A 1,248-nucleotide genomic window follows, 5' to 3' on the forward strand; every position below is an offset into this window, starting at 1 on the left:
GACGGCAAAGCTGGTCACCATGCCGGTGGAGCAGAGGTTGCGTACCACCTTGCCGATCCCCTTGAGTTCGGTCAGGTGCAGGGTCAGCGCTCCTTCAAACAGGATGATGGCGACCGAGAGGGAGACCAGGGGAAACAGCAGATCCCCCAGCAGCTGATCGGGATCGAGCAGACCGGTCACCGGGCCGAGCAAGAGGCCGCTCAGCAGCAGGAACAAAATGGCGGGAACGCGCACGGACCAGGCAAGCCATTGGGCGAGCAGGGAAATGAGGGCAATTCCGGCGAGGGAGAGAGCAATCATGCCAACCTCGTACAGGTGATGGGGTTGGACCTAGTGTAGCGGGGAAGGGGGGCAAGATGACACCCGCCAGGCGTGCAGGGGAGAGCCGCTCAGATCAGATGGGGCTCTCTTTGTGGAGTTCGGTGACGCAATCGGTCACCGCCAGCACCAGGGCGGAGCGCACCATCTGATCGAGCCGGTTGAGCTGCATCTGGTAGAGGGGCCAGTCCTCCTCGTTGGCCGGGGGATCCTGCGGCATCATGCTGCCCTGCTGGATGGCATTCAGGCGCTCGAGCAGATCGCGGACCGGCTTGTCGCTGAAGCGGTAATCCTTGGGGTCGCGTACCAGAAAGTCGCGGATCTTCAGGTACGCCTCGAGATCCTGATAGCGCTCGAGGGAGATGAGGCCGAGGGCGAAGATGAGCTTGAGGCGCACCTCCAGCTGGCCGAGGGGGCCGCTCTGGTTGAGCAGGGGTTCGATGGCGTATTTGACGGCATACTCCTCCTGACGAAAGGCTCGCCGCATCAGGGAGTCGACCGCCTCTTCCAGGATGGTCACGACCTCGAGAAAGAAGCCGCGGGGGCCATCCTGCTCGTTCAGTCGCTCCAGTACTTCATCTTCCTGGTGTGTGGTCATAAGTGCTTCGGGTCCGGCTGACAGGGGGAGAGCAGGCCCTCCCCCGGTTTGTATCGTATGGGGTCCGTCACGGGCGGTGTGACGCCACCCCATCAGGTCACTTCAAGTTGTTGTAACGGGCGACGATGGTGCGTACCACATCGCTGTGCTCATCCAGGCCGGTGACGCGGGCCAGGGTCCGTGCCGGACCAAGTTCCGCCAGCATGACCTGCAGCTCCACCGCCTGGGGATCGTCCTCATTGCGGTAATGCAGTGCGGCGGCGATGCCCTCCTGCAGGTGATCGCTCGGCAGGCCGTACTCCAGGGTGCCGAGCAGCGGCTTCACCAGCCCG

At 63.3% G+C, this 1,248-nt stretch carries 1 protein-coding gene and 2 pseudogenes; all 3 read right to left on the minus strand.

Annotation, left to right across the window (positions count from 1 at the left end):
- Window positions 1–300: pseudogene (locus AACR77_RS13150) on the minus strand (cation:proton antiporter); the annotation flags it as partial.
- A 94-nt stretch (window positions 301–394) separates the two neighbouring features.
- The gene (locus AACR77_RS13155; RefSeq protein ID WP_010672759.1) at window positions 395–916 is read right to left on the minus strand and encodes an MltR family transcriptional regulator; all 522 of its coding nucleotides are present in this window, start codon (window positions 914–916) and stop codon (window positions 395–397) included.
- A 97-nt stretch (window positions 917–1,013) separates the two neighbouring features.
- Window positions 1,014–1,248 (minus strand): annotated as a pseudogene (locus tag AACR77_RS13160) (mannitol-1-phosphate 5-dehydrogenase); the annotation flags it as partial.

The organism is Aeromonas sp. ZOR0002, assembly GCF_963866995.1.
Lineage (GTDB): Bacteria > Pseudomonadota > Gammaproteobacteria > Enterobacterales > Aeromonadaceae > Aeromonas > Aeromonas caviae.